At 65.4% G+C, this 19184-nt stretch carries 15 protein-coding genes; 14 read left to right on the top strand and 1 reads right to left on the bottom strand.

All coding sequences use genetic code 11. The features are described from left to right. The 12 genes from der to rpoD all read left to right on the top strand — a co-directional run bounded on the left by der (nt 1) and on the right by rpoD (nt 14099). Nucleotides 1–1392 carry a ribosome biogenesis GTPase Der gene (gene der / locus CCA01S_RS01020; protein WP_066452859.1) on the top strand — a complete coding sequence of 464 codons (1392 nt, stop codon included), beginning with the start codon at nt 1–3 and terminating at the stop codon, nt 1390–1392. Beyond that, nucleotides 1389–2465, top strand: a complete 1077-nt coding sequence (gene hisC, locus CCA01S_RS01015; protein WP_066452858.1) for a histidinol-phosphate transaminase — start codon at nt 1389–1391, stop codon at nt 2463–2465. The genes der and hisC overlap by 4 nt, the downstream gene beginning before the upstream one ends. Nucleotides 2466–2547: 82 nt before the next feature. Then, entirely contained in the window at nt 2548–2784 is a 237-nt protein-coding gene (gene hfq / locus CCA01S_RS01010) for an RNA chaperone Hfq (RefSeq protein ID WP_043681925.1), read from the top strand. Nucleotides 2785–2841: 57 nt separating this feature from the next. Continuing rightward, nucleotides 2842–3945 carry a GTPase HflX gene (gene hflX / locus CCA01S_RS01005; protein ID WP_066452856.1) on the top strand — a complete coding sequence of 368 codons (1104 nt, stop codon included), beginning with the start codon at nt 2842–2844 and terminating at the stop codon, nt 3943–3945. Next, nucleotides 3914–5239 carry an FtsH protease activity modulator HflK gene (hflK, locus tag CCA01S_RS01000; protein WP_066452855.1) on the top strand — a complete coding sequence of 442 codons (1326 nt, stop codon included), beginning with the start codon at nt 3914–3916 and terminating at the stop codon, nt 5237–5239. Before hflX ends, hflK begins: the two co-directional genes overlap by 32 nt. 9 nt (nt 5240–5248) lie before the next feature. Then, complete coding sequence (gene hflC, locus CCA01S_RS00995; RefSeq protein ID WP_066452853.1) at nt 5249–6136, top strand: protease modulator HflC; 888 nt, start codon at nt 5249–5251, stop codon at nt 6134–6136. Nucleotides 6137–6212: 76 nt separating this feature from the next. After that, nucleotides 6213–7379, top strand: a complete 1167-nt coding sequence (locus tag CCA01S_RS00990; protein WP_066452941.1) for an ATP phosphoribosyltransferase regulatory subunit — start codon at nt 6213–6215, stop codon at nt 7377–7379. A 57-nt stretch (nt 7380–7436) separates the two neighbouring features. Next, nucleotides 7437–8732, top strand: a complete 1296-nt coding sequence (locus CCA01S_RS00985) for an adenylosuccinate synthase (protein WP_066452851.1) — start codon at nt 7437–7439, stop codon at nt 8730–8732. Between the two features lie 74 nt (nt 8733–8806). After that, complete coding sequence (locus tag CCA01S_RS00980; protein WP_066452849.1) at nt 8807–9373, top strand: phosphoribosyltransferase; 567 nt, start codon at nt 8807–8809, stop codon at nt 9371–9373. A gap of 253 nt (nt 9374–9626) precedes the next feature. Beyond that, nucleotides 9627–9839 (top strand): 30S ribosomal protein S21, encoded by a 213-nt coding sequence (rpsU, locus tag CCA01S_RS00975; protein ID WP_066452846.1) that lies wholly within the window; start codon nt 9627–9629, stop codon nt 9837–9839. Then, nucleotides 9840–11822, top strand: coding sequence for a DNA primase (gene dnaG, locus CCA01S_RS00970; RefSeq protein ID WP_066452843.1), 1983 nt, complete (start codon nt 9840–9842; stop codon nt 11820–11822). A gap of 93 nt (nt 11823–11915) precedes the next feature. Further along, nucleotides 11916–14099, top strand: a complete 2184-nt coding sequence (gene rpoD, locus CCA01S_RS00965) for an RNA polymerase sigma factor RpoD (protein WP_066452841.1) — start codon at nt 11916–11918, stop codon at nt 14097–14099. 147 nt (nt 14100–14246) lie between these two features. Here the strand turns inward: rpoD and CCA01S_RS00960 are convergent, their stop codons facing one another. Beyond that, nucleotides 14247–16055 (bottom strand): sigma-54-dependent Fis family transcriptional regulator, encoded by a 1809-nt coding sequence (locus CCA01S_RS00960; RefSeq protein ID WP_066452839.1) that lies wholly within the window; start codon nt 16053–16055, stop codon nt 14247–14249. A 346-nt stretch (nt 16056–16401) separates the two neighbouring features. On the opposite strand from CCA01S_RS00960, the gene exaC reads away from it, so the two are divergent. After that, nucleotides 16402–17928 (top strand): acetaldehyde dehydrogenase ExaC, encoded by a 1527-nt coding sequence (gene exaC / locus CCA01S_RS00955; RefSeq protein WP_066452837.1) that lies wholly within the window; start codon nt 16402–16404, stop codon nt 17926–17928. Between the two features lie 124 nt (nt 17929–18052). Further along, nucleotides 18053–19081 (top strand): alcohol dehydrogenase AdhP, encoded by a 1029-nt coding sequence (adhP, locus tag CCA01S_RS00950; protein WP_066452836.1) that lies wholly within the window; start codon nt 18053–18055, stop codon nt 19079–19081. Nucleotides 19082–19184 lie beyond the last annotated feature (103 nt).

The following is a 19184-nucleotide window of genomic DNA, read 5'->3' as shown; positions in this document are numbered from 1 at the left end:
TTGCGCTTCAAACCCGTCCTGGCCCTGGTGGGCCGCACCAACGTCGGCAAATCGACGCTCTTCAACCGGCTGACCCGTTCGCGGGCCGCACTGGTTGCCAATATCTCGGGGCTCACCCGTGATCGTCACTACGGTGAGGGGCGCGTGGGCGACCACCCCTTCATCGTGGTCGATACCGGCGGTTTCGAGCCAGTGGCCACCCAGGGCATCCTGGTCGAGATGGCGCGCCAGACGGCGCAGGCCATCGCCGAGGCCGACGTCGTGCTGTTCCTGGTCGATGGACGCGAGGGCATCAACGCGCACGACCACGAGATCGCCCGCCTGCTGCGCAAGTCCGGGCAGCGCGTGCTGCTGGCGGTCAACAAGGCCGAAGGCATGCGCGATCACGCCGACCTCGCCCAGTTCCACGAATTGGGCCTGGGCACGCCTCATCCCATTTCCGCCGCCCACGGGGACGGCATTGCCGCGCTGGTGGACGAAGCTTTCTTGCCTCTGCAGGCGCCTGCCGCCACCGACGCAGCCGCCGATGCCGCGTTGGCTGACGAAGCTTCGGACGATGACCCCGCCACGGCACCCGATCACCGCATCAAGCTGGCCATTGCGGGCCGACCCAATGTCGGCAAGTCCACGCTCATCAACACCCTGGTGGGCGAAGATCGCGTCATCGCCTACGATCTGCCGGGCACGACGCGCGACGCCATCGAAATCGAATTCGAGCGGGGCGCGCGCCGCTACACCCTCATCGACACGGCGGGGTTGCGGCGCCGGGGCAAGGTTTTCGAGACCATCGAGAAATTCTCGGTCATCAAGACCCTGCAGGCCATCGAGGCCGCCAACGTGGTGCTGCTGCTCATCGACGCCGAGGCCGGGGTGTCCGACCAGGACGCCCACATCGCGGGTTTCGCCATGGAGGCCGGGCGCGCGCTGGTGGTCGGCCTCAACAAGTGGGATGCCATCGACCGCGAGCAGCGTGAGTGGGTGCAGCGCGAATACGACCGCAAGCTGCGTTTTCTGTCGTTTGCCAAGGTGCTGCATCTGTCGGCCCTGAAAGGGCAGGGGATCGGGCCGGTGGTCAAGGCGGTCGAGGCGGCCCACGCCGCCGCGTTCGCCAAGCTGTCCACGCCCCGGCTGACGCGCGTGCTGCAGGCCGCCGTCGAGCAGCAGCCGCCGCCACGCAAGGGGATTTTCCGGCCCAAGATGCGCTACGCCCACCAGGGCGGGCAGAATCCGCCGCGCATCATCATTCACGGCAATGCGCTCGACGCCGTGCCCGATTCCTACCGCCGCTACCTCGAAGGGCAGTTTCGCGAGGCCTTCAAGCTGGCGGGTACGCCCCTGAGCGTGGAATTCAAGTCTTCGCACAATCCCTACCTGAAGGACGACAAGACGTGACCACCTTGTGGAGCGATCACATTGCCGGGCTGACGCCTTATGTACCCGGTGAGCAGGCGCGGATTCCCAATCTGCTCAAGCTCAACACCAACGAGAATCCCTATGGGCCATCGCCCAAGGCGATCGAGGCCATGCGGGCCGCCGTCACCGACGATTTGCGCCTGTACCCCGATTACCAGGCCCAGGCCCTGCGCCAGGCCGTCGCGCGGCGCTACCGCCTGACGGCCGATCAGGTGTTTCTCGGCAATGGCTCCGATGAAGTATTGGCGCACGTCTTCAATGCCTTCTTCCTGCGCGGCGGGCGGCCGCTGTGGTTGCCCGACGTCACTTACAGCTTCTATCGCACGTACTGCCGTTTCTTCCAGGTGCCACATCGCCTGATTCCGCTGGCGGACGACTTCACCCTGAAGGTGGCCGACTACACGGCCGTCAGCGAGCAAGAGCCCGCGGGCATCATCTTCGCCAATCCGAACGCGCCCACGGGCTGCGCCCTGGGGCTGGATACCATCGCCGCCATCGCGGCGGCCCATCCCGACAGCGCCGTCGTGGTGGACGAGGCCTACGTCGATTTCGGCGCCGAGTCGGCTGCCGCGCTGCTGGCCGATACGCCCAATCTCATGGTCGTCCATACCCTGTCCAAGTCGCGCTCGCTGGCCGGCCTGCGAGTGGGCTATGCGCTGGCCTCGCCCGAACTCATCCAGGGCCTGCTGCGGGTGAAAGACAGCTTCAACTCCTATCCGCTTGACCGCATTGCCCTGGCAGGCGCGCAGGCCGCCATCGAGGACGAGGCCTGGTTCGAGCGCACCTGCCGTGCCGTCATCGACGCGCGCGAGCAACTGGTGCGCGAACTGCAGGGGTTGGGCTTCGCCGTGCTGCCCTCCCAGGCCAATTTCGTCTTTGCCCGGCACCGCAGCCATGAGGCTGCCATCATCGCGCGCCGCCTGCGCGATCACGGTATCCTCGTGCGCCACTTCCAGGCCCCCCGCATCGAGCAATATCTGCGCATCACGGTCGGCACGCCAGAACAGTGCGCGCGGCTCTGTGATACGCTGAAAAGCGTCCTCTCCACCTGAAAACCTTGCGGCGCCTGCTGCACCGCAAGATTCGCATTAAAATAACTCGTTCCCTATAACTTCAATAACCGGAGCCTCGTCCATGAGCAATAAAGGGCAAATTCTTCAAGACCCGTTCCTGAACGCATTGCGCAAGGACCACGTGCCCGTTTCGATCTATCTGGTCAACGGGATCAAGCTGCAAGGCCAGGTCGAGTCCTTCGATCAATACGTGGTGCTGTTGCGCAATACGGTCACGCAAATGGTTTACAAGCACGCCATCTCCACGGTCGTGCCGGCTCGCCCAGTCTCCTTCCAGGTAGACGACTCTGCTGAATAACACCGCATTCCGCTGCTTCCAGACGCCCGCTCCGCTGTTTGTCGAGGGGGCGTTTGCATGAAATCGCTCGTCATCAGCGTCGATCTGGGCAACGCCGACTACACGGCGCATGCCGAAGAATTCCTCATGCTGGCACGCGGCGCCGGGGCGGACATCGTCGAAGTCCTCACCGTGCGGCGCAGCCGTCCCGATGCGGCGGGCTTTATCGGCTCGGGCAAGGTCGAAGAAGCAGCGGCGCTGGTCAAGGCCACCGGGGCCGAGGTCGTGCTGTTCGACCAGCCCCTGAGCCCCGCCCAGCAGCGCAACCTCGAACGTCACTTCGACGTGCGCGTGGTCGATCGGGTCGCCCTGATCCTGGACATTTTCGCCTTGCGGGCCAAAAGCCACGAAGGCAAGGTGCAGGTCGAGCTTGCCCAGTTGCAGCACCTGTCCACCCGCCTCACCCGTCTCTGGACGCACCTCGAACGCCAACGGGGCGGCATCGGCGTGCGCGGGCCGGGCGAATCCCAGCTCGAAACCGACCGCCGCCTCATCGGCGTGCGGGTGCGTGCCTTGCGCGAGCGCCTCGAACGCCTGCAGCGTCAGCGGCTCACGCAGCGCCGTGCCCGGGCCCGGGGGCAGACGCTCTCGGTGTCGCTGGTGGGGTATACCAACGCGGGCAAATCCACGTTGTTCAATGCCCTGACCCGGGCGGGCGCCTATGCCGCGGATCAACTCTTCGCCACGCTCGACACCACCACCCGCCGGGTCTGGATCGAAGGGGCGGGGCAGGTGGTCATCTCCGACACGGTGGGCTTCATTCGCGCCTTGCCGCCCATGCTGATCGCCGCTTTCCGGGCCACCCTCGAAGAGACCGTCCACGCCGATCTGCTGCTGCACGTCGTCGATGCCGCAAGCCCGCAGCGCGACGAGCAGGCCGCCGAGGTCAACAAAGTGCTCGAAGACATCGGGGCGCGGGATATTCCGCAAATCCGCGTCTATAACAAAATCGACACCGCCGGATATGATCCGCGGGTCGAACGAAATGAACATGGTACGATTGCGCGAGTCTTTGTCAGTGCGTTACAGCGCAAGGGTCTGGACGGTGTGCGACAGTCGATCGCCGAATTTGGGGGGCTAACGGGAAACAATGCGTGGAATGAAACTGTTCAACCTGAATGATCCGGGCTGGGGGCGCGGTCAGCAAAATCAAGACGATAATTCCTCCGACAACAAGCCCGGCCAGTCGGGCGGGCCGCCCGACCTCGATGAAGTCTGGCGCGACTTCAACAAACGGCTGACGGGCCTGTTCGGCAAACGTGGCGGGCGCGGCCCGCGCTTGCCGACGGGGGGCGGCCTGCCGTCCCTGCCAGGGCCGTCGCCGCGCTTCGTGCTGCTGCTCGTCATCGTCGCCATCCTGCTGTGGCTGGCCAGCGGTTTCATGATCGTGCAAGAAGGCCAGGTGGCCGTCGTCACCCGCTTTGGCAAGTACACGCGCACGCTCACGCCAGGCCTGCAGTGGCGCATGCCGTATCCCATCGAGGCGTCGCAAGACGTCAACATCGCGCAGTTGCGCACCTTCGAGGTGGGCTTTCGCGGTTCGTCGCGCAACAAGGTGCTGTCCGAATCGCTCATGCTCACCAACGATGAAAACATCGTGGACGTGCAGTTCGTGGTGCAGTATCGCTTGCGGCCCGACGGGGCGCCTGCCTACCTGTTCAACACCAGCCAGCCCGACGAATCCGTGCGCCAGGCGGCTGAAACCGCCATGCGCGAGATCGTGGGTCGCAAGCCCATGGACTTCGTGCTGTATTCCGGGCGCACCGAGGTCGCCTCCGAAGTACAGGCCCTGGCGCAAAGCATTCTCGACCGCTACAAGACCGGCATCCAGATTTCCACGGTGGCCATCCAGAACGTGCAGCCGCCCGAGCAGGTGCAGGCCGCCTTCGACGATGCCGTCAAGGCGGGGCAGGATCGCGAACGCCAGATCAACGAAGGCAATGCCTACGCCAGCCAGGTGCTGCCCGAGGCCGAGGGCCAGGCCGCGCGCATGATTCAAGAGGCCGAGGGCTACAGCGCCAAGGTCATCGGCCAGGCCCAGGGTAATACTTCGCGCTTCGACAGCGTGGCCGCCGAGTACAACAAGGCGCCGGCCATCACCCGCGAGCGCATGTATCTCGAAACGATGCAAGATATCCTCAACGACACGGCCAAGGTGCTGGTCGATGTGCCGTCGGGCAACAACATGCTGTACCTGCCGCTCGACAAGATCATGGGGCAGGCGGCCCACGCCGCCGGGACAGTCGGCGGCGCATCCGGCGCGGCGGCGGCTGGCAGCAGCGGCACAGTGGCCGGGGCGGGGGCCGCGGCCCATGCGGCGACGACGTCCAGAACCGGCAAGCCATCCGGCAGCCCGGCTGCGCGGGGCGTGCCGTCCGGCCTCGATTCCCTGCTGAACAACCCGTACTCGAACTAGGAGCCCATGATGCAACGCCTTTTTCCTGTTCTGGTCGGGCTGGTTCTGCTGGTGGCCGCGCTGTCTTCCTGCGTGTTCGTGGTCAACGAACGCCATTCCGCCCTGTTGTTCGCCCTGGGCGAAGTGCGCGAGACCATCACCGAGCCCGGCCTGTACTTCAAGTATCCGCCGCCCTTTGAAAACGTGGTCTATCTCGACAAGCGCCTGCAGACCATCGAAACGCGCGATCCCGAACGCATTCAGACCGCCGAGAAGAAAAACCTGCTGATCGACTCCTTCGTCAAGTGGCGCATCGCCGATCCACGGCTGTTCTACGTGACGTTCGGCGCCAACAGCGGCGCCGCCGTCGAGCGTCTGCAGGCGCAGATCCGCGACGCCCTGAACGCCGCCGTCAACATCCGCACGGTCAAGCAGGTGGTGTCCAGCGACCGCGACACGATCATGAAAGAGATCCAGTCGGCGGTCGCCCAGCGCGCCAAGCCATTGGGCGTCAACGTGGTCGATGTGCGCCTGCGCCGCATCGACTTCGCGCCCGAGATTTCCGAGTCGGTCTATCGCCGCATGGAAGCCGAGCGCAAACAAGAGGCCAACCGGCTGCGCGCCAGCGGTGCCGCCGACAGCGAACGCATCCGCGCCGAGGCCGACCGCAAGCGTCAAGAGGTTCTGGCCAAGGCCTATGCCGAAGCCCAGGCCAAGCGCGGCGAGGGCGACGGGACGGCAGCCGCCATCTACGCCAAGTCATATGGCAAAGACCCCGAGTTCTACAGCTTCTACAAGAGCCTCGAAGCCTATCGTTCGGCGTTCGCCGGTCAGGACAGCGGCCTGGTGCTGAGCCCCAACTCCGAGTTCTTCCGCTACTGGGATCGCGCGCAGGGCGACAAGGCCGCAGCGCACTGAGCCCATCCAATGAACGACCTGCCTGCGGGAGGCGGGTCGTTTTCTTTTTGGCCGATTTTTGGAACCCCACATCATGATGTCAAACTGGCTGCTGCCGGAGAATCTGTCGGACATCCTGCCCGCAGAGGCGCGGCGCATTGAAGAATTGCGCCGCGAATTGCTCGATCTGTATCGCACCTATGGCTTTGAACTGGTGGCGCCGCCCATGGTCGAGTACCTCGATTCGCTCATGCTGGCCGATGACGAGGCCTTGCGCCTGCGCACCTGCAAGCTCGTGGATCAGCTCTCGGGCCTGACGATGGGGGTGCGTGCCGACATGACCGTGCAGGTGTCGCGCATCGATGCCCATCTGCTCAACCGGTCCGGCGTCACACGCCTGTGCTACTGCGGCCCGGTGATCCACGCGCGCCCCTCGGGGTTGATGTCCGACCGCGAGCTGCTGCAGATCGGTGCCGAAATCTTCGGCCATGCGGGGGTGCAGGCCGACATCGAATGCGTGCGCCTGGCGCTCGAGTCCGTGCGCCGCGCGGGTGTGCTGCAGCCGCGCCTCGACCTGAACCATCCGGGGGTTGGTCGCGCGCTGGTGGACGACGATGCCGCCCTCAAGGAAGTGGCCGATACCGTCTTCGACCTGCTGAGCGCCAAAGACGTTCCCGGATTGATGGCGCTGTGCGCCGAAACCGGTGCGCGGCCCGACACCGCGCAGGCTCTGCGCACGCTCACCGGCCTGTATGGCGATCTTTCCGTGGTCGATCGGGCGCGCCAGTGCCTGCCCGGTCTGCCCACGGTGCATGCCGCCCTGGATGCGCTGCGCACGCTGTGCACCGCCTTGCCGGATGCGCACATCGCCCTGGATCTCGCCGATATGGGGGGCAGCTACGGCTACCACTCGGGTGTGGTGTTTTCCATTTATGCAACCGGTTGGCACGATGCCCTGGTGCGCGGTGGCCGCTACGACGGCATTGGCCGCAAATTCGGGCGCGCCCGCCCGGCCACGGGTTTCAGCCTCGATTTGCGCAAACTGTCGGCGGGCCTGCCCGATGCGCGCCGCGCCCAGGCCATCTCGGCGCCCTGGTCGGACGACCCCGCCCTGGCCGAAGCGGTGCGTACGCTGCGCACCCAAGGGCATATCGTCATCCAGAGCCTGCCGGGCGAGCCACGGCAGTTCGACGAGTTCCTGATCGATCAGGAATTGGTGTCCTCGGACAGTGGCTGGGTGCTGCGCGCGGTAGCCATCCGCTAAGATGGTATAAACTTACTGGTTTCCCATGGTGGCATAGTGCTGCCGCAAGCAAGGCTTATGAGCAAGAACATCGTTGTGATCGGAACCCAGTGGGGTGACGAAGGCAAGGGCAAAATCGTGGATTGGCTGGCCGAATCTGCCCAGGGCGTCGTGCGCTTCCAGGGCGGGCATAATGCGGGCCATACGTTGTGGATCAACGGGCGCAAGACCATTTTGCGCCTGATCCCCTCGGGCATCATGCACCCCCACGTCACCTGCTACATCGGCAATGGCGTGGTCATCTCGCCCGAGGCCTTGCTGGGCGAAATCGCCGAGCTCGAATCCGCCGGCCTCGACGTGCGCTCGCGCCTGCAAGTGTCGTCGGCCTGCCCGCTCATCCTGCCCTACCACATCGCGCTTGATCAGGCGCGCGAGGCGCGCAAGGGCGAGGGCAAGATCGGCACCACGGGTCGCGGCATCGGCCCGGCCTACGAAGACAAGGTGGCGCGCCGCGCGCTGCGCATCCAAGATCTCTACGATCCGGCGGTCTTCGACGAAAAGCTCGCCGAAGTGCTCGACTACCACAACTTCGTGCTCACCCAGTATCTCGGCGCCAAGGCCGTGGACGCGGCCCAGGTGCGCGATCAGGTCATGGCGCTCGCGCCCCAGATCGCCCCCATGGTGGCCGACGTCTCCAGCAACATTCACGTGGCGCGCAAGGCGGGTCACAACCTGCTGTTCGAAGGCGCGCAAGGCACGCTGCTCGACATCGACCACGGCACGTACCCGTTCGTCACCAGCAGCAACTGCGTGGCAGGCGCTGCGGCGGCGGGCACTGGCGTCGGGCCGCAGGCACTCGATTACGTGCTGGGCATCGCCAAGGCCTACACCACGCGCGTGGGTTCGGGGCCGTTCCCCACCGAACTGCTCGACGACACCGGCTTGCGCCTGGCCACCGTGGGCAAAGAATTTGGTTCCGTCACCGGGCGCCCGCGCCGCTGCGGCTGGTTCGATGGCGCCGCCATGAAGCGTTCGGTCATGATCAACGGCCTCACTGGGCTGTGCATCACCAAGCTCGACGTGCTCGACGGCGTCGAACAGATCAAGATCGGCGTCGGCTACCGCTACAAGGGGCAATTCCTTGACGTGCTGCCGTACGGTGCGCACGCGGCCGCCGAAGCCGAACCTGTGCTCGAAGAAATGGCGGGTTGGTCGGAATCCACCGTGGGCATCACGGAATACGACAAGCTGCCCATCAACGCCCGACGCTACCTCGAGCGTATCGCCGACGTGTGCGACGTGCCCATCGACATGGTGTCCACCGGCCCCGACCGCCTGGAGACCATCGTGCTGCGCCACCCCTTCCAGGGCTGAGGCGCTCCCCAAGACCGCAAGTGAGCTTGCGGTTTTTTTGACCTCGATTTTTTGAAAGACAATAGGATCACACCATGAGTACCCCGCCGAGCACCGACCGCGATCTATGGGTTAGCTGGGAACAATATCACGAGCTGACCGAGCGCCTGGCCTTGCAGGTGCATGAATCCGGTTGGGCCTTCGACAAGATTTTGTGTCTGGCGCGCGGTGGGGTGCGGGTGGGCGACGTGTTGTCGCGTATTTTCGACGTGCCGCTGGGCATTCTGGCCACCAGCAGCTATCGCGAGGCCGCAGGCACCGTGCAGGGGCAGCTGGACATCGCCCAGTTCATCACCATCACGCGTGGCACGCTGGATGGCCGGGTGCTGCTGGTCGACGACATGGTCGATACCGGGCTTACCTTCACGCGCGTGCGCGATCACCTGCTCAAACAGTTTGCCGGCATCACCGAACTGCGCACCGCCGTGCTGTGGTGGAAAGGGCACGCCAAAGTCGAGCCCGATTACTACGTCGATCAGCTGCCGACCAATCCCTGGATACATCAGCCTTTCGAAGACTACGACAGCCTGCGGCCGCATCAGCTGGAATCCTGGATCCGCAAGGGCGTGCGTACGGCATACCCCGATTCCGAAGCCAAGTAAGCGGCGGCCTGGCGCCCGGCCTCGAAGCGCGGCTTTTGGGGCGGGCATCGCGGTTCGCGCCGACGGGGAGCCGATCGCGGGGTTTGGCAGGACAGGGCTGACGACCATGCGCGGCCATGGCTTCGTTGGGCGATCCATGATAGAATCTTCTGCTGTCCTAGTCAGGATATACCTTTAACCCCAACCGTGGGTGCACCGGCTGATTTCGTTTTCGCCGATACCCATGAATTTACCCAGGCTTTCAAGGATTTACATGCCGATTGTCCGCCTCAAAGAAAACGAGCCCTTCGAGGCTGCCCTGCGGCGCTTTAAGCGCACCATCGAAAAAACCGGTCTTCTGACCGAACTGCGTTCGCGCGAGTTCTACGAGAAGCCCACCGCCGAGCGCAAGCGCAAGGCCGCCGCTGCCGTCAAGCGCCACTACAAGCGCATCCGCAGCCAACAACTGCCGCCGCGTCTCTATTGATTGATTCCTGAATCCTTCATTCAGGAACTTCTGGCGCGCGTCGATATCGTCGATGTCGTCGGCCGATATGTACAGCTGCGCAAAGGGGGTGCAAACCTGTTGGGTTTGTGCCCTTTTCACAATGAGAAGACGCCGTCCTTCACGGTCAGTCCGACCAAGCAGTTCTACCATTGTTTCGGCTGCGGCGCGCACGGCAGCGCGCTGCACTTCCTGACCGAGCACACAGGCGCCACCTTCCCCGAGGCGGTGCGCACGCTGGCTTCCAGCGTGGGCATGACCGTGCCCGAAGAACCGCGCAGCCCGAAGCAGCGCGCCGTCGAGCGCGAGCGCAAGGCCGAGAGTTCGCGCCAGCGCGACATTCTCGACAAGGCCCAGGCGCACTACCGGGCCGCCCTCAAGCAGTCGCCGCAGGCCGTCGCCTACCTGAAAAAGCGCGGCCTGAGCGGCGAGATCGCGGCACACTACGGCCTGGGCTGGGCCAGCGCCGAGCGGCGCGGCTTGGCGGCGGTGTTCGAGCACTACGACGACCCCGCCCTGATCGAGTCGGGGCTGGTGGTCGAGTCCGAGGATGGCCGCCGCCACGACCGCTTCCGCGCCCGGGTGATGTTTCCCATTCACAACGGACGGGGCCAGCTGATCGGTTTTGGCGGGCGGCTCATCGAGCCGGGCGAGCCCAAGTACCTCAATTCGCCCGAGACCAGCCTGTTTTCCAAGGGCAACGAGCTCTATGGCCTGCATGAGGCGCGGGCGGGCATCCGCACCGAGGGCTGCGTGCTGGTGGTCGAGGGCTATATGGACGTCGTGGCGCTGGCACAGTTCGGCCTGAACAACGCCGTGGCCACGCTGGGTACTTCCACGACGCCGACGCACGTGCAGAAGCTGTGCCGCGCCAGCGACCGCATCATTTTCAGCTTCGATGGCGATGGGGCGGGGCGCAAGGCGGCCTGGCGCGCCTTGCAGGCCTGCCTGCCCTGGGTGGGCGAGGCGGTGGCGATGCGCTTCCTGTTCCTGCCCGAGGGGCAGGATCCGGATTCCTACGTGCGCGCCTACGGCGTACAGGCGCTGCGCGCCTACCTCGACGAGGCGCAGTCCCTGTCCCGCTTTCTGCTCGACGAGCTCAGCGCGCGCCACGACTTGCGCGAGGCCGAGGGCCGCGCCGCCTGCGTGCACGAGGCGCGGCCCCTGCTGCGGCAGATGCCCGAGGGCGGCTATCGCCTGCAGGTGGAGCGCGAGTTCGCCCAGCTGGTGCGTCTGACGCCCGACGAGCTGACGCAGATGCTGCTGGCCGCGGGCGGCACCGAGGCGCCCGTGGTAGGCGCGGCGGCGGTCGGCACGGGCGCGGGCGGCGCGAGCCGGGGGCGTGGCGCGCCGGAGCCGACGGGCGCCGTGGGCGCGCCCTGGGACGGCGAAGCGCCCTGGGACGGGAGCGGCGATGTCGGATTTACGGGCTCGTGGGAGGCTCCCGACGACGCGCCGCCCTGGCTGGGGCAGGCACACGAGCCGCCGCGCCCGTCGGGTGGCGCGCGGGCCCGGAGCGCAGGCAAGCGGCCGCAGGGTGCGCGCAGCGTCACGCCGCTGGCCCGGCGCCTGTTGCAGCTTTTGCTGGCGCACCCGGCGCTGGTCGATGGCCTGGGCGACCAGCAGCTTGAATTATTGGCGCATCATCCCCATCTGGGCTTGGTACGCGAGCTTGTTGCGCTGGCGAGTGCCAGCCGCGGGCGGCATGCGGGGGCGCTACTGGAGGCCGCCGATCCTGATTCCGACCTGGCGCAGGCCATTCGCGACCTGTCGACCGAGGTCATGATGCAGGAGTTGCCCGAGCCCGAGGCCGAGTGGCGCGATGCCTTGCGGCAGATCGAGCTGCAGGTGGTGCAGGCGCGTTGCGATCGCCTGATCGAGATGGGGATCCACACCGATGAACAACGCAGGCACTACCTGGAATTGAGCCAGCGTCTGGCTCGCTTGAAGCGCAGGACAGGATGAATCTTCCTGTTGAGTGCAGTAAACTATATGGTTTTCAATAAGTTGAACGCTTTTAGCGGAACTGTCAACAGAACTGTTAACGGAACTGAGCACATGACCCAAGGAACTGGCAAGGCCCCCGCGGCGGCCAAGAAGACGGCTGCCAAAAAAACCAAGGTATCGAGCGCCGAGCTCGAGGCCGTGGTGACGGCGGCCAGCGCAGCAACAGGTGCTGCACCTGGGGTGGCTAAGACAGCCGCCAAAAAGACGAGCAAAAAGGCAGCGGCGCCCAAGGCCGCCGCCAAGGGCACCGGGCGCAAGCCCGGGCGCCCGGCCAAGAACGCCAACAACGAAGGCGCCGACTTCGTCGATGACGACGTCGAGGACGGCGAGGTCATCCCCGATCTCAAGCCCTTGCCCAAGCGCGGCGGCAAGCGTGCCAAGGGCGAGAAAGACGCTCCTTCGCGCAGCCAGCTCACGCCCGAAGAACAAGAAGCCCGGCGCAACCGCCTGAAAATCCTCATCAAGCTGGGTAAAGATCGCGGCTATCTCACGTACGGCGAGATCAACGATCACCTGCCCGACGACCTCGTCGATGCCGAAGCCATCGACGGCATCATCAGCACCTTCAACGACATGGGCATCAAGGTCTACGACCAGGCGCCCGATGCCGAAACCCTGCTGATGAGCGACAACGTGCCCTCGGCCTCCAGCGACGACGACGTCGAGGACGAAGCCGAAGCGGCGCTCACTACCGTCGATTCCGACTTCGGCCGCACGACCGACCCGGTGCGCATGTACATGCGCGAGATGGGCACGGTCGAACTGCTCACGCGCGAAGGCGAGATCGAAATCGCCAAGCGCATTGAAGACGGCCTCAAGCACATGGTCATGGCGATTGCGGCCTGCCCGACCACGGTCAACGAAATCCTCGAGCACATCCGCAAGGTGCGCGACGGTTCGGCCCAGATCGACGAGGTCGTCGATGGCCTGATCGACGAAGAGGGCGAAGACTACGCCGGCTCGGGCGTGTCGTCGGACGACGACGATGGCCCGGCGGGCGGCATGAGCAGCAAGCAGCTCGAATACCTGCGCACCAAGGCGCTCAAGAAGTTCGACGCCGTCGAATCCTGGTTTGACAAGATGCGCGCCGCCTTCGAGTCCGAGGGCTATAAGTCGCCTGCCTACACCGAGGCGCGCGAGGCCATCCACGCCGAGCTGATGGGCGTGCGTTTCACGGCCAAGATGGTCGAGCGCCTGGCCGACGCCTTGCGAGCCCAGGTGGCCGAAGTGCGCAAGCTCGAACGCGGCGCCATGTCCATCTGCGTCACCCGGGCCGGCATGCCGCGGGCGCATTTCATCAAGGCTTTCCCGGGCAACGAGACCAACCTTGACTGGGTGGCCCAAGAGGTTGCCGCAGGGCACGATTATTCCGAGACGCTCGCACGCCACGAGCCGGCGGTGCAGGAAATCCAGCAGAAGCTCATCGACCTGCAACGCAACGTGGTGCTGCCGCTCAAAGACCTCAAAGACGTCAACAAGCGCATGGCCACCGGCGAGGCCAAGGCCCGCAAGGCCAAGCGCGAAATGACCGAGGCCAATCTGCGCCTGGTGATCTCCATCGCCAAGAAGTACACCAATCGCGGCCTGCAGTTCCTCGACCTCATCCAGGAAGGCAATATCGGCCTGATGAAGGCAGTGGACAAATTCGAGTACCGGCGCGGCTACAAGTTCTCCACTTACGCCACCTGGTGGATTCGCCAGGCGATCACGCGCTCGATCGCCGACCAGGCGCGCACCATCCGCATTCCGGTGCACATGATCGAAACCATCAACAAGATGAATCGCATCAATCGCCAGATTCTGCAGGAAACCGGCGCCGAGCCCGATCCGGCCACGCTGGCGCAGAAGATGGACATGCCCGAAGACAAGGTGCGCAAGATCCTCAAGATCGCCAAAGAGCCGATCTCGATGGAAACCCCCATTGGCGACGACGACGATTCGCACCTGGGCGATTTCATCGAAGACAACGCCACGGTCTCGCCGTCCGATTCGGCTCTGCATGGTTCGATGCGCGATGTCGTCAAAGAAGTGCTGGATTCGCTTACGCCGCGCGAGGCCAAGGTGCTGCGCATGCGCTTCGGCATCGAAATGAGCACCGACCAGACGCTCGAAGAAGTGGGCAAGCAGTTCGACGTCACGCGCGAGCGCATCCGCCAGATCGAGGCCAAGGCCTTGCGCAAGTTGCGTCATCCCAGCCGGGCCGACAAGCTCAAGAGCTTCCTCGAAGGCCAGTAAGCGATCCGCGGGCAACCGCCGTCCTGCGGCGCTTGCCCGGATCACCTGCCTGGGACAGCCGGGCTTCTGCGGTCAGCGACACCCCAGACATTGGATTTTCGTCCGATGTCCGGGGTGTTTTTCGTGGGGGCCGGCCTGTGTGGCGCGCTAAGGCTGGCCTTTGAGCTTGCGGTACAGCGTGCTGCGGTGGATGCCCAGCCGCCGTGCCGCCTGGCTGATGTTGCCGGCGCAGTCGTGCAGCGCTTGATGGATGGCGGATTGTTCGAGTGCGTGCAGCTGGCCCGCGGTCGGCGCGTCCAACGGCATAGATCCGGGCCCGGGCTCGTGCCCGGCAGGCACCGGCAGCTGGTACGCCGTCAGCGGTTCTTCTTGCGGATGCAGGCAGCGCAGGCGTCGCAGCAGGCTGAGCAGTTCGCGGTAGTTGCCCGGCCAGGGGTGGCGCACCAGCGCGTCGAGCGCGTCGGCGGCCAACGCGCCCCCCAGGCGCGCGTATTGGTCGGCAATGAAACGGGCCAGATCAGGGCGCGCGCGCAGCGGCGGCAGTTCGATGGGGATGTCCTGCAGACGGTAGTAGAGGTCGGCGCGAAACAGGCCCTGGGCGACCCGTTCGGGCAGGTTCTGGTGGCTGGCGCTGATCAGGTTGAAGTCGAGCGCCAGACGTTTTTCCGAGCCCAGCGGCTGCACTTCGCGTTCTTGCAGCACGCGCAGCAGGCGGGTCTGCAGCGCCAGTGGCATGTCGCCGATCTCGTCCAGAAACAGGGTGCCCTGGTGCGCCTGGCGCAGCAGGCCGCGTGCGCCTTCGCGCCGCGCGCCGGTGAAAGCGCCGGCCTCGTAGCCGAAAAGCTCGGATTCGATCAGGTGTTCGGGCAGGGCGGCGCAGTTGATCGCCACGAAGGCCCCCGTGCCGCGCGCGCTGGCGGCGTGGATATGCCGCGCCATCACCTCTTTGCCCGTGCCGGTCTCGCCTTGCAGCAGCACGGCCAGCTGGCTGTCGACGGCGCGCACGGCCTGGGCCAGCAACGGGCGGTTCATGGCGTCAGGCGCAGGCAGCGCGTGCGCGGCGGTGGGGGATGGCGCGGGCGGGGCGGGTTTGCGCGGCGCGGCGCCGACAGGCTGCGGGCCGCGCAGCAGCCGTCCGGTGAGCGGCAGCCCGTCGTGGCGGCGCAGCGCCGTGTCCTGGGGATGCGGTGTGCCGTCGATCCACTGTGTGTACGGGGTGCCCAGCAGCCGCCAGTCGGTGTTCAAGGCCCGCAGGGCGGCCTCGTTGGCGCCAGCGATGCGCAGCGCGTCGTCCAACAGCAGGATGGCGGTGGCGGCGCCGCCGACCGCCATTCGTCCTGGGTGGAATTCGAGCCGCTGCAGCGGGCTGCCGACGAGGATCTGGTTGCTGATGCCGCTGGCCAGCTGCCGCACCAACGCCAGCGCGTAGCTGCACAGCGCATCGGCGGGGCCGGAGAGGTCGAGTACGCCAAGGATGTCGCCGGTAGCTGAACGGATGGGAGCGGCGTGGCAGCTGAGCACCTGGTTGCGCGTCAGGAAGTGCTCGGCCCCGTGGATGCGGATGGCGCGGCCATCGAACAGCGCCGTGCCGATGGCATTGGTGCCGCGCTGGGATTCGGCCCAGCTGACGCCGGGGCGCAAGGCGATGCGCTGCACTTTGTCGAGAAACTGAGGGTTGCCCCGCTCGTGCAGGATGAGGCCGTTGGGCGCCGCCAGGATGGCGATGCCGTGGTTGGCCTGCGCCAGGGCGCCCAGGGCGCTGAGGCTGGGCTCGGCATGGTGCAGCAGGGCCTGGTGCGCGTCGATCTGGTCGCTGAGATCGGCCTGCGACAGCGGGTTGGGATCGGCGAGCAGCTGCGGGTCGAGTTTGGCGCAGCGGGCCCATGAGCGATGAACCAGCGCGGATACGTCGGCCTGGGCGTCTGGGGCGAGGGTGAGCGGCAGTGGATGCGGCATGGGGATCTCTCCGTCCGGGCACATGCGGTGGGCGTGCATAAGGCGACACGCCTGTCGCAGGCTGCGCAGCTGAGTGTCGCAAAATGCGACAGCTTGCTGTTTTTAAACGTGATTTTCTTCAGTATGCCATTGCCGACGCGGCAAGAAAAGCCCGCGCCGCGTGCCCCATGGCGCCCGGGCCAGACGCCGTGCGCGGAGGGGCGCCGTCCGCGAGCCTGGACGCTGTCGGCCGTGGGGTTTTCAAGGCTGGCATGGTTGTTGCTTTGGAACTCATCAAACACCGGGACACGGTGTCCCGGTGAACTGGGCGGCTGCCGCAGGCGGCGCCTGACTCAAGGAGACAGACATGGACATGACCGACCTGAAGCATTTTGGCATCGACCTCGGTTTTCCCTACAAAAAGCACTACGAGAACTACATCGGCGGGCGTTGGGTGGCGCCCGTGGGCGGGCAGTATTTCGACAATCTGTCGCCCATCACCGGGCAGGTGTTTTGCGAGGTGCCGCGCTCGGGCGCCGAGGACGTCGAGCTGGCCCTGGATGCCGCCCACGCCGCGCGCAAGGCCTGGGGCGAAACCTCGGTGGCCGAGCGCGCCGGCGTGCTGCTGCGCATGGCCGACCGCATGGAACAGAACCTGCGCCTGCTGGCCGTGGCCGAGACCATCGACAACGGCAAGCCCCTGCGCGAGACGCTGAACGCCGACCTGCCGCTGGCCATCGACCACCTGCGCTATTTCGCTGGCTGCATCCGTGCCCAGGAAGGCGGCATCTCCGAGATCGACAAGACCACCGTGGCCTATCACTTTCACGAGCCCATGGGGGTGGTGGGGCAGATCATCCCCTGGAACTTCCCTTTGCTCATGGCCGCCTGGAAGCTCGGCCCGGCCCTGGCCGCCGGCAATTGCGTGGTGCTCAAGCCCGCCGAGCAGACGCCGGCCTCGATCCTGGTGCTGATGGAGCTCGTCGGCGACCTGCTGCCGCCGGGCGTGCTCAATATCGTCAACGGCTTTGGCAAGGAAGCGGGCCAGGCGCTGGCCTCCAGCAAGCGTATCGCCAAGATCGCCTTTACCGGCTCCACGCCCACGGGCAAGCACATTTTGCATGCCGCTGCCGACAACCTCATTCCCAGCACGGTCGAACTGGGCGGCAAGAGCCCGAACATCTTCTTTGCCAGCGTCATGGATCAGGACGATGCCTTCTTCGACAAGACCCTGGAAGGCTTCAGCATGTTCGCCCTGAATCAGGGCGAAATCTGCACCTGCCCCTCGCGCATCCTGGTGCAGGAATCCATCTATGAGCGCTTTATCGAGCGTGCGGTCAAGCGGGTCGAATCCATGAAGACCGGGCATCCGCTGGAGGCCTCCACCATGCTGGGCGCCCAGGTCTCCCGGGCGCAGATGGACAAGATCCTGGGTTATATCGACATCGGTCGCGACGAGGGCGCCCAGTGCCTGACGGGCGGGGGCCGCAACGTGCCGGGCGCGGGGCTGGATCAAGGCTTCTACATCAAGCCCACGCTGCTGTTCGGGGACAACAGCATGCGGGTCTTCCAGGAGGAAATCTTTGGCCCGGTGGCCGCGGTGACCACCTTCAAGGATGAAGACGAGGCCATCGCCATTGCCAACGACACCTATTACGGCCTGGGGGCCGGGGTCTGGTCGCGCGACGGCTCGCAGGCCTACCGGGTGGGCCGCCAGGTGCAGGCGGGCCGCGTCTGGACGAACTGCTACAACCTTTACCCGGCCCACGCCGCCTTCGGCGGCTACAAGCAGTCCGGCATCGGGCGCGAAACGCACAAGATGGCGCTCTCCGCCTACCAGCAGACCAAGTGCCTGCTGGTGAGCTACAGCCCGGACGCGCTGGGCTTCTTCTAGACCTTCACGACGCCAGCCGGATGTGCTGGCGTTTTTCATGGTGCGCCCGGCAGGGCGCGCTGCTGCGGGCGGCGTCCGGAAGGAGCGTCACGAAGCCCGTCTTTCACAAGGAAGGAGACTGCCAATGGAACCAACAATGAAGGCCGCCGTGGTACGGGAGTTTGGCAAGCCGCTGCATATCGAGGAGGTAGCTGTGCCCAGGCCTGGCCCAGGACAGGTTCTGGTTCAGATCGAAGCCTCGGGGGTTTGCCATACCGATTTGCACGCGGCCCACGGAGACTGGCCGGTCAAGCCGGAGCCGCCCTTCATCCCGGGCCATGAGGGCGTGGGGTACGTGGTTGGCCTGGGGGCCGGTGTGCGGCATGTCAAGGAGGGGGATCGGGTTGGCATCCCCTGGTTGTATTCGGCCTGCGGCCATTGCGAGCATTGCCTGGGGGGATGGGAGACCTTGTGCGAAAGCCAGCAGAACACCGGGTATTCCGTCAATGGTGGCTTTGCCCGCTATGCCGTGGCGGATGCGGATTACGTTGGACGCCTGCCGGATAATGTGGGCTTCATCGAAATTGCCCCTGTTTTGTGTGCCGGAGTCACCGTCTACAAGGGGCTCAAGATGACGGACACCAAACCCGGTGACTGGGTGGTGGTCTCGGGCATCGGCGGGCTCGGGCACATGGCCGTGCAATATGCCCGGGCGATGGGGCTCAATGTGGCGGCAGTCGATATCGACGACGGCAAGTTGGCCTTGGCGCAGCGCCTTGGGGCGGAAGTCGTGGTGAACGCCAGGCAGACTGACCCCGCGGCCTATCTGCGGCGCGAGATTGGCGGTGCGCACGGCGTGTTGGTGACGGCGGTGTCTCCTAAAGCGTTTGAACAGGCGCTGGGCATGACTCGGCGTGGCGGCACGATTGCCTTGAACGGTCTGCCGCCCGGTGAATTTCCCCTTTCGATCTTTGACATGGTGCTCAATGGCATCACCGTGCGAGGCTCTATTGTGGGAACCCGTCTGGATTTGCAGGAAGCGTTGGATTTTGCCGGTGACGGCAAGGTTGCCGCCACGGTCTCCACCGATCGGCTGGAGAACGTCAATGCAGTTCTCGATCGCTTGTTAAAAGGCCAGGTCGATGGTCGGGTCGTCCTGGACATGACAGCCTGAGCGAATCAGGTGCCGTTGTGTCAACTCGGACGGTTGGTGCAATGCGACATTCCCGGCCATAAGCCGGGGATGTCAGGCAGACCGCGCGGTGCAGGTGCTGCGA

This window comes from Castellaniella caeni NBRC 101664 (genome assembly GCF_001592225.1).
Classification (GTDB): domain Bacteria; phylum Pseudomonadota; class Gammaproteobacteria; order Burkholderiales; family Burkholderiaceae_B; genus Castellaniella; species Castellaniella caeni.
Note: the sequence above shows the minus strand (reverse complement) of the source record. Positions and strands in the feature narration are given on the sequence as shown.

What these genes read in the sequence shown, in the direction of transcription:
- hfq (WP_043681925.1), top strand. Translation starts at nt 2,548, where the DNA reads ATGAGCAATAAAGGGCAAATTCTTCAAGACCCGTTCCTGAACGCATTG.
- hflX (WP_066452856.1), top strand. Translation starts at nt 2,842, where the DNA reads ATGAAATCGCTCGTCATCAGCGTCGATCTGGGCAACGCCGACTACACG.
- hflK (WP_066452855.1), top strand. Translation starts at nt 3,914, where the DNA reads ATGCGTGGAATGAAACTGTTCAACCTGAATGATCCGGGCTGGGGGCGC.
- hflC (WP_066452853.1), top strand. Translation starts at nt 5,249, where the DNA reads ATGCAACGCCTTTTTCCTGTTCTGGTCGGGCTGGTTCTGCTGGTGGCC.
- CCA01S_RS00990 (WP_066452941.1), top strand. Translation starts at nt 6,213, where the DNA reads ATGTCAAACTGGCTGCTGCCGGAGAATCTGTCGGACATCCTGCCCGCA.
- CCA01S_RS00985 (WP_066452851.1), top strand. Translation starts at nt 7,437, where the DNA reads ATGAGCAAGAACATCGTTGTGATCGGAACCCAGTGGGGTGACGAAGGC.
- CCA01S_RS00980 (WP_066452849.1), top strand. Translation starts at nt 8,807, where the DNA reads ATGAGTACCCCGCCGAGCACCGACCGCGATCTATGGGTTAGCTGGGAA.
- rpsU (WP_066452846.1), top strand. Translation starts at nt 9,627, where the DNA reads ATGCCGATTGTCCGCCTCAAAGAAAACGAGCCCTTCGAGGCTGCCCTG.
- rpoD (WP_066452841.1), top strand. Translation starts at nt 11,916, where the DNA reads ATGACCCAAGGAACTGGCAAGGCCCCCGCGGCGGCCAAGAAGACGGCT.
- CCA01S_RS00960 (WP_066452839.1), bottom strand. Translation starts at nt 16,055, where the DNA reads ATGCCGCATCCACTGCCGCTCACCCTCGCCCCAGACGCCCAGGCCGAC.
- exaC (WP_066452837.1), top strand. Translation starts at nt 16,402, where the DNA reads ATGGACATGACCGACCTGAAGCATTTTGGCATCGACCTCGGTTTTCCC.
- adhP (WP_066452836.1), top strand. Translation starts at nt 18,053, where the DNA reads ATGGAACCAACAATGAAGGCCGCCGTGGTACGGGAGTTTGGCAAGCCG.